This window comes from Bradyrhizobium sp. AT1, from assembly GCF_001590795.1.
Classification (GTDB): domain Bacteria; phylum Pseudomonadota; class Alphaproteobacteria; order Rhizobiales; family Xanthobacteraceae; genus Bradyrhizobium.
In genome coordinates, this window is record NZ_JXDL01000001.1 from 1,149,643 (window position 1) to 1,156,919 (window position 7,277).

Here is a 7,277-nt window from a genome sequence, read left to right on the forward strand (position 1 = left end):
CCCGCACCCGCCCGCAACGCGCCGCGGGCGGCAAGCCGCGCCGCGCCGGTGGCGGCCGCATCGCCGGAGACCGCCAGCACATGGCCGCGCGCGTATTTGTGGCCGTCGATGCGCGGCACCGGGAACGCGGCGCCCCAGGCATCCGGATCATTCTCGAAGGTCTGCGGCGCGATCTCGTCCAGCACCTGCGCGTCGATGCCGATGTCGGCGACGCGCACCCGGCCGCAATGCATCCGGCCCGGCAGCAGCAAATGCGCCGGCTTCTTGCGGAAGAAGGTCACGGTCTCGGTAGCGTTCACCGCCGCGCCCATCACCGCCGCGCTGGTGCCGTTGATGCCGCTCGGCAGATCGACCGCGAGCACTGGCGCACCGTTGGCATTGATCGCCTCGATCATGGCGTGCGCCTCGCCGTCGACGGGACGGCTGAGGCCGGCGCCGAACAGCGCATCGACGATCAGCGCGGGCCGTCCGATCGCCTGCGGATTGAACGGCAGCAGCGGATGCTTCCAGCCGCGCGCGGCGGAGGCCGCATCGCCCTGGAGCTGGTCGCGCTCGCACATCGCGATCACCGAGACCTCGCGCCCTTGCGCGGCGAGCTCGGCGGCTGCGACAAAACCGTCACCGCCATTGTTGCCGGGCCCGGCCACGATCAGGATCGGCCCCTCCTCCACCAGCGCATGGGCGGCCTCCGCGACCGCCTGCCCCGCGCTCAGCATCAGCTTGAAACCCGGCGTGCCGGCCGCGATGGCGAGCTGGTCAGCCCGCTGCATTTCGGCGTTGGTCAGAACTTCCATGCCACTTCCCTAGTACAATCGCCTTTTCAACAGGCAGCTCCCCCGCCGATCCGACGCCAGGAACCAATGCTCTGCACACATATTGAACCGTTTGCCTATTTCGTAGTCTTCGGTATTTTGTGCAGGTCGGCGCCACACTCAGAGTTGCCAGTTAAAAGGCTGATAACGTTCCAATAATCAGGGCATTTGCAACTTGGCATAGACCCTGCTTTCGAGGAAGCCGCTTCGGTTCGTCGTGCTCACTGGCCTTTATCAGGGTGTCGCCGGCCGTTGTTGCCGGACAGGTCAGGAATCCCGGCTTAGCGAAGACAAGATCGTGCGTTAAGAAAAGCGCATCCTGACGACGACGTTGCTATTTGATTGAAAAGGCCGGGAGGCGCGCAGTGAAGAAAATCGAAGCCATCATCAAGCCATTCAAGCTCGACGAGGTGAAGGAAGCGCTTCAGGAAGTCGGCCTTCAGGGCATCACCGTGACCGAAGCCAAGGGCTTTGGCCGGCAGAAGGGCCACGCCGAGCTCTATCGCGGCGCAGAATACATCGTCGATTTCCTGCCCAAGGTGAAGATCGAGATCGTGATCGGCGACGATCTGGTCGAGCGCGCCATCGACGCGATCCGCCGCGCCGCGCAAACCGGCCGCATCGGCGACGGTAAGATCTTCGTCTCCAACATCGAAGAGGCGATCCGCATCCGAACCGGCGAATCCGGGCTGGACGCTATCTGAGCCGGGTGCTATCCCGAATTTTGCGACACTCCGACTAGAATGAAGGCTGCTTCGGCGGCCTGATTTCGTTTGTGCGGTCGCGCAAAACTCGCCCGAGCGAGAATAATTTTGCTCATCTGGAAACCGACCCGCAGAGCCAAAAGGGGTATGCATGAAGACCGCCAAAGACGTCCTGAAATCGATCAAGGACAACGACGTCAAGTACGTCGACCTGCGCTTCACCGATCCGCGCGGCAAGTGGCAGCATGTGACGTTCGACGTCAGCATGATCGACGATGACATCTTCGCCGAAGGCACGATGTTCGACGGCTCCTCGATCGCCGGCTGGAAAGCGATCAACGAGTCCGACATGTGCCTGATGCCCGACCCGGTCACCGCGACGATCGACCCGTTCTTCGCCGAGACCACCATGGTCATCACCTGCGACGTGCTCGAGCCGACCACCGGCGAGCCCTACAACCGCGACCCCCGCGGCATCGCCAAGAAGGCCGAGGCCATGGTGAAGTCGATGGGCGTGGGCGACAGCGTGTTCGTCGGTCCCGAAGCCGAGTTCTTCGTGTTCGACGACGTGCGCTATTCGGCCGAACCCTACAAGACCGGTTTCCGGCTCGACTCCTCGGAGCTGCCGACCAATTCCGACACCGAATATGAAGGCGGCAATCTCGGCCACCGCATCCGCACCAAGGGCGGCTACTTCCCCGTCCCGCCGCAGGATTCGGTGCAGGACATGCGTTCCGAAATGCTCGGCGCCATGGCCAAGATGGGCGTCAAGGTCGAGAAGCACCATCACGAGGTCGCTTCCGCCCAGCATGAGCTCGGCATGAAGTTCGACACGCTGACGCTGATGGCCGACCACATGCAGATCTACAAGTACTGCATCCACCAGGTCGCGCACATCTACGGCAAGACCGCCACCTTCATGCCGAAGCCGATCTTCGGCGACAACGGCTCGGGCATGCACGTGCACCAGTCGATCTGGAAGGACGGCAAGCCGGTGTTCGCCGGCAACAAATATGCCGACCTGTCGGAGACCTGCCTGCACTACATCGGCGGCATCATCAAGCACGCCAAGGCGATCAACGCCTTCACCAACCCCTCGACCAACTCCTACAAGCGTCTGGTCCCGGGCTACGAGGCCCCCGTGTTGCTCGCCTATTCCGCGCGCAACCGCTCGGCCTCCTGCCGTATCCCCTACACCGCTTCGCCGAAGGCCAAGCGCGTCGAGGTCCGCTTCCCCGATCCGATGGCCAATCCCTATCTCGGCTTCGCCGCGATGCTGATGGCCGGCCTCGACGGCATCAAGAACAAGATCGATCCGGGTCCGGCGATGGACAAGGACCTCTATGACCTGCCGAAGGAAGAGCTGAAGCAGATTCCGACGGTCTGCGGCAGCTTGCGCGAGGCGCTGGAAAACCTCGACAAGGACCGCGGCTTCCTCAAGGCCGGCGGCGTGTTCGACGACGACTTCATCGACGCCTATATCGAACTGAAGATGACCGAAGTCGCCCGCTTCGAAATGACCCCGCACCCGGTCGAGTTCGAAATGTACTATTCGGGCTAAGCGGCCCGAACCGTATCAAACAGGCAAAAGGCGCTCCGCGAGGGGCGCCTTTTCGCTTTGGGAGGGTCGTATTGGAGCTTCGTAGGGTGGGTTAGCACTGCAGATGTGCGAAGCGCATCTGCGGGGCGTAACCCACCTCTTCTGTCTCTGCGGATGCGAACAGTGGTGGGTTACGCCTTCGGCCAACCCATCCTACAAGAACGCTACCACGTCGCGGTGAACGCCTTCTGCAGCTCGGCCGGCGCGGTCACGCCGCTCGCGATCAACAGCTGCGCGAGGACGCGCGCCTTCTGCGGATTGAGATCCTCGGAGACGACAAACCCGTTCTTGTCGTCGTCGACCTCGACGTTGCGGGTGACGAAGCCGGATCGGACCCGCGTGGAGCGCACGACCATGATGCCCTTCTTGGCCGCAGCTTCCAGCGCATCGAGCGCCGGCTTCGACGTGTTGCCGTCGCCGACGCCGGCGAGAACGATGCCCTTGGCGCCGTGCGCGATGGCGTCCTCGATCGGAACGGCGTCCATGTTGGCGTGGGAATAGACGATCTCGACCCGTGGCAATTGCTCGCCCGCCGGCAGCTGGTAGGTCGCGCGCCTGAAGCCGCTCCCTTGCGTCATGAACCGGATGCCGCCGGCGGTGTCGACATAGCCGATCGGCCCGTCATTGGGCGAGCCGAACGTCTCGATGCTGGTCGTGTTGGTCTTCGTCACCGAGCGCGCACCCTGGATCTTGTCGTTCAGCACCGCCATGACGCCGCGTCCGCGTGCGCGCGGGTCGGCCGCCACCTGCACCGCCTCGTAGAGATTGCCGGGACCGTCCGCGCTGACGGCCGTCGCCGGCCGCATCGAACCGACGATCACCACCGGCTTGTCGCCGCGCACCAGGTTGTCGAGGAAGAACGCGGTCTCCTCGAGCGTATCGGTGCCATGGGTGATGACGACGCCATCGGCTTCGTTCTTGTCGAAGGCGTCCTGGATGCGCCGGGCGAGCGCGAACCAGACCTTGTCGTTCATGTCCTGGGAGCCGATCGACGATATCTGCTCGGCGTTCAGCTTCGCCAACTTGTCGAGGCCCGGGACCGACTGCATCAGCTGCTCGCCCGTAATCTGCCCGGACTTGTAGGCGCCGGTCGCGCGCGCGTCGGCCTGGCCTGCGATGGTGCCTCCCGTCGCAAGCACGAGTATGCGCGGCAGACCGCCAGCCGGAGCATCCTTGCCCGGCTCGGCAGCCTGCGCCGCCGCGCCGATGCAGCCGGACCAGAGCGCGAAGGCCAGCAGTGGAATGGCAAGTCCCGATATCCGGCCAGGTCGGTGAGGTGCTGATGTGGCGGCGTCGCTGATCATCGAATATCCTCCTGCTGTCCCCGGCCGGCTATTCGAAACCGCGCAATGGGGCCGAAGATGGGCGGCACACGTAGGGCGGGTAAGGTCCTTGCCAGACATCATCTCGCCGGCCGTGTCGAGATGCGTCCCGCTCCGCCCCACCCGCCCAGGCAATTACGGCTTCGGCCGCGCAAGCCGCAGTCCGTCCGCCCCGATCGCACCGAACGTGCCGGCGATGATCTCAGCTGTCGGCTGCATGCCGCCGAGCGACCAATGCGTGGGCTCCTGCTCCTCGATCCGGACCCAGACGTTGCGGCGGAAGTCCGCACTGCCCTGCCCCTCGACCTCGACCAGGAGGTCGGTGACGCGTTCGAGCAGCTGCTTCTTCTGCGCGGCATCTAGGATGCCGCGGACGGTGGAAATGGTGACGTAAGGCATGTCTTTTCTCCAATCATGTCGATGACGACGGTGAGAAACTGGCCCGGACGCGTCCAAAACGGCAGTGGCGGATAAGACAGAGATCGGGCAATTTCCGCCACATCGCCGCGCGCCGATCGGATAGGATCGAGGCGTCCCATCTGGAGGTCTCATGAAGCTTGCAATTCTGGCCGTGGAAGGCTGCATGCATTCGGCGATCGCCGGCGTCGCCGACATCCTGTCGCTCGCCAATCACGTCATGCAGCAGAGCGGCGCAAAACCCCGCTTCAGCTGGCAGACGCTCTCGCTCGACGGCAGAGCGGTGCGTGCCGGCGGCGGCCAGATGATTGCGGTCGATGGCTCGATCGGGCGGCGCATGCGCTTCGATGCGATCCTCGTCCCCGGCAATCTCGTCGATCACGTCACGGCGGAGCGGCTGCAACCGCAATATGCCCGGGCCGGCGCCTGGCTGCGGCAGCAGCACGCGAACGGCCGGCTGATCGGCGCATTCTGCAGCGGCGTGTTCCTGCTGGCCGGCGCCGGGCTGCTCGACCACCGCCGCGCCACCATCACCTGGTGGCTGCAAGGCGAATTGCGGCAGCGTCACCCCACCATCGACCTCGCCGCCGACGCCGTCATCACGGTTGCAGACCGCATCGTCTGCGCGGCCGGCCCGATGTCGTGGGTCGATCTCCTGCTCAGGCTGATCGAGATGGTCGAGGGCAAGGAAATCGCAAAACTATGCGCGGACTACGTCGTCATCGACACGGCCCAGCGCACCCAGTCGATCTTCATGCCGGTCGGCTATCTGCTCTCGCAGGACCCGCTGCTGACCAGGGCGGACCTGCTGGTTCGCCGCACCGGCAAGGCTCCGATGACCGTCAAGCGCCTTGCCGGCGCGCTCGGCCTCAGCGAGCGCACGCTGAACCGGAAGTTTCAGGAGCTCACGCACGAGCCGCCGCAAGCCTTCATCATGCGCCGCCGCGTCGAGCACGCGCGCACGCTGCTGGAGACGACGACGCAGCCGGTCAAGACCATCGCGCGCACGACCGGCTATGAGGACGAAAGCAGCTTTCGCAAGGCGTTCCGGAAGCTGACCCTGATGTCCCCGCAGGCCTATCGCGCACGGCGGATGGAGCGGATGGCGTAGGATCAATTCTTGCGGATCATTTCCGTCGGCCTTCGTTCTGCATCTGACTCCGCTTCGTTCTCAAAGAACAAATCAGATCCGCAAAAACCGGGCCGGACCAATTCCTACTGATTGGTTTAACTCGTCACTTGTCCGGAAAATTCACGCCGATCTCGGTCACGACAGGGGCCCATTTCACGAGCGCCGCGTTGTCCGACGCCGCCTTCACGCCGTCACCTGACAGCGACCTCGGCGCACCGGTCTTGCCGCCGAAGCGGATCGTGACCCGGCAGCCGCCTTGCAGCGGCCGGCCCAGCGCGCCGCCCTTCCAGTCGGTGACGAAGCCGCCATAGTCCCATTCGAAGCCGCTGACGAGGAACGGCTTGCCGTTGGCCTTCTGCACGTCGGCGAGACCGGATCCGATCGTGACGCCGGCGACATTCCAGAGACTGGTCTTGCCTGCGTCGCGCAAGGTCAAGCCGGAGGCGCGCCCGGCCTTGTCGTCGGTGAAGGCGATCTCGATGCGGCGGTCCCTCGCCTTCGGGAACAGCACGACGCCCTTGTACGTCTCGCCTTCGGCGCCCGGCAGATTTTGCACGACGGCGTCCTTGCCGTAGCGCTGCTTCAGGCTCCGCTCGGTATCGTCAGGGGCAATTGGCGCAGCGCAGGTGATCGGCCCTTCCTGCGGCGGCGTGCTTTGCGCGAATGACGAGGACGCAAGCAGAAGAAGAACCGTGACGGTTAGTCTGCGCTTCATGACGGTATCATTCCAAATTTGGATATCAGCGAGAAAGTTAGCGCGCCAGGCCAGTTCGGCCAAGAGCATCTGACGTTCGGTGATCCGACTCTCCAACCATAGGGTAGAGGCTATCAGAGGAGAGACCATGAAGGTTCCGGACATCATCCGACGGGCCATCGAAATCGGTGAACGAAACGGCAGGCTCACCTTCGATGAATTGAATGAACTGTGTGGCACCGGGATGGAGCCCGAGGACGTCGAGGACATCCTGAGCGCCCTGAGCGATGCGGGAATCTGGATCGAGGAAGGGTGACGTCGCCAGCGCCCAACCGACCGAAGCCGCTCGCGAGGCGTCGGGCAAAACACCTGGTCAAGCCCTGCCCGCAAAAATATTCCACTTTCCCGAATTTCGGATTTATGGCATGTACCACTCATCCCGGCCCTTGCCAGAGGGGCGCTTCGCGATCGTCACGAGATGCGGGTCGGGGTGCGGTGGACGCGGTAGCGCCGGCGCGGATGTGTGGCGACAGGGCGGGCAACCGTGAGTCTCACGCAACGTGCATACGACACGGCGCGGTCACAGCGGTCTCGTT

General features: G+C 64.1%; 8 protein-coding genes. 4 read left to right on the forward strand and 4 right to left on the reverse strand.

The window, feature by feature from the left end; genetic code table 11:
• Positions 1–794 (reverse strand): NAD(P)H-hydrate epimerase (locus SE92_RS05380; protein ID WP_063921244.1); only part of this gene is annotated, 794 nt, incomplete at its 3' end.
• A gap of 383 nt (positions 795–1,177) precedes the next feature.
• Here SE92_RS05380 and SE92_RS05385 point away from each other — a divergent pair.
• Together SE92_RS05385 and glnA are read left to right on the forward strand one after the other, a co-directional pair.
• Complete coding sequence (locus SE92_RS05385) at positions 1,178–1,516, forward strand: P-II family nitrogen regulator (protein ID WP_007603495.1); 339 nt, start codon at positions 1,178–1,180, stop codon at positions 1,514–1,516.
• Positions 1,517–1,667: 151 nt separating this feature from the next.
• The gene (gene glnA, locus SE92_RS05390) at positions 1,668–3,077 is read left to right on the forward strand and encodes a type I glutamate--ammonia ligase (protein ID WP_018320110.1); all 1,410 of its coding nucleotides are present in this window, start codon (positions 1,668–1,670) and stop codon (positions 3,075–3,077) included.
• A gap of 203 nt (positions 3,078–3,280) precedes the next feature.
• On the opposite strand, the gene SE92_RS05395 is transcribed toward glnA, so the two are convergent.
• Positions 3,281–4,420, reverse strand: coding sequence for an asparaginase (locus tag SE92_RS05395; RefSeq protein ID WP_063194803.1), 1,140 nt, complete (start codon positions 4,418–4,420; stop codon positions 3,281–3,283).
• Positions 4,421–4,573: 153 nt separating this feature from the next.
• Positions 4,574–4,837: a tautomerase family protein gene (locus tag SE92_RS05400; RefSeq protein ID WP_063194804.1), complete on the reverse strand. Its 264-nt coding sequence runs from the start codon at positions 4,835–4,837 to the stop codon at positions 4,574–4,576.
• 151 nt (positions 4,838–4,988) lie between these two features.
• Between SE92_RS05400 and SE92_RS05405 the strand changes: the two genes are divergently transcribed.
• On the forward strand, positions 4,989–5,966 hold the full coding sequence (locus tag SE92_RS05405) for a GlxA family transcriptional regulator (RefSeq protein WP_063194805.1): 978 nt from the start codon (positions 4,989–4,991) through the stop codon (positions 5,964–5,966).
• 124 nt (positions 5,967–6,090) lie between these two features.
• Here SE92_RS05405 and SE92_RS05410 read toward each other — a convergent pair whose 3' ends face one another.
• Positions 6,091–6,702 (reverse strand): hypothetical protein, encoded by a 612-nt coding sequence (locus tag SE92_RS05410; RefSeq protein WP_063194806.1) that lies wholly within the window; start codon positions 6,700–6,702, stop codon positions 6,091–6,093.
• Positions 6,703–6,829: 127 nt separating this feature from the next.
• Between SE92_RS05410 and SE92_RS05415 the strand changes: the two genes are divergently transcribed.
• Entirely contained in the window at positions 6,830–6,997 is a 168-nt protein-coding gene (locus SE92_RS05415; RefSeq protein ID WP_063194807.1) for an RNA polymerase sigma factor region1.1 domain-containing protein, read from the forward strand.
• The last annotated feature ends 280 nt before the right edge of the window (positions 6,998–7,277 follow it).

Bases quoted from the DNA above. Each gene is read 5' to 3' on its own strand.
- SE92_RS05395 (WP_063194803.1), bottom strand. From the start codon at position 4,420: ATGATCAGCGACGCCGCCACATCAGCACCTCACCGACCTGGCCGGATA.
- SE92_RS05405 (WP_063194805.1), top strand. From the start codon at position 4,989: ATGAAGCTTGCAATTCTGGCCGTGGAAGGCTGCATGCATTCGGCGATC.
- SE92_RS05410 (WP_063194806.1), bottom strand. From the start codon at position 6,702: ATGAAGCGCAGACTAACCGTCACGGTTCTTCTTCTGCTTGCGTCCTCG.
- SE92_RS05400 (WP_063194804.1), bottom strand. From the start codon at position 4,837: ATGCCTTACGTCACCATTTCCACCGTCCGCGGCATCCTAGATGCCGCG.
- glnA (WP_018320110.1), top strand. From the start codon at position 1,668: ATGAAGACCGCCAAAGACGTCCTGAAATCGATCAAGGACAACGACGTC.
- SE92_RS05415 (WP_063194807.1), top strand. From the start codon at position 6,830: ATGAAGGTTCCGGACATCATCCGACGGGCCATCGAAATCGGTGAACGA.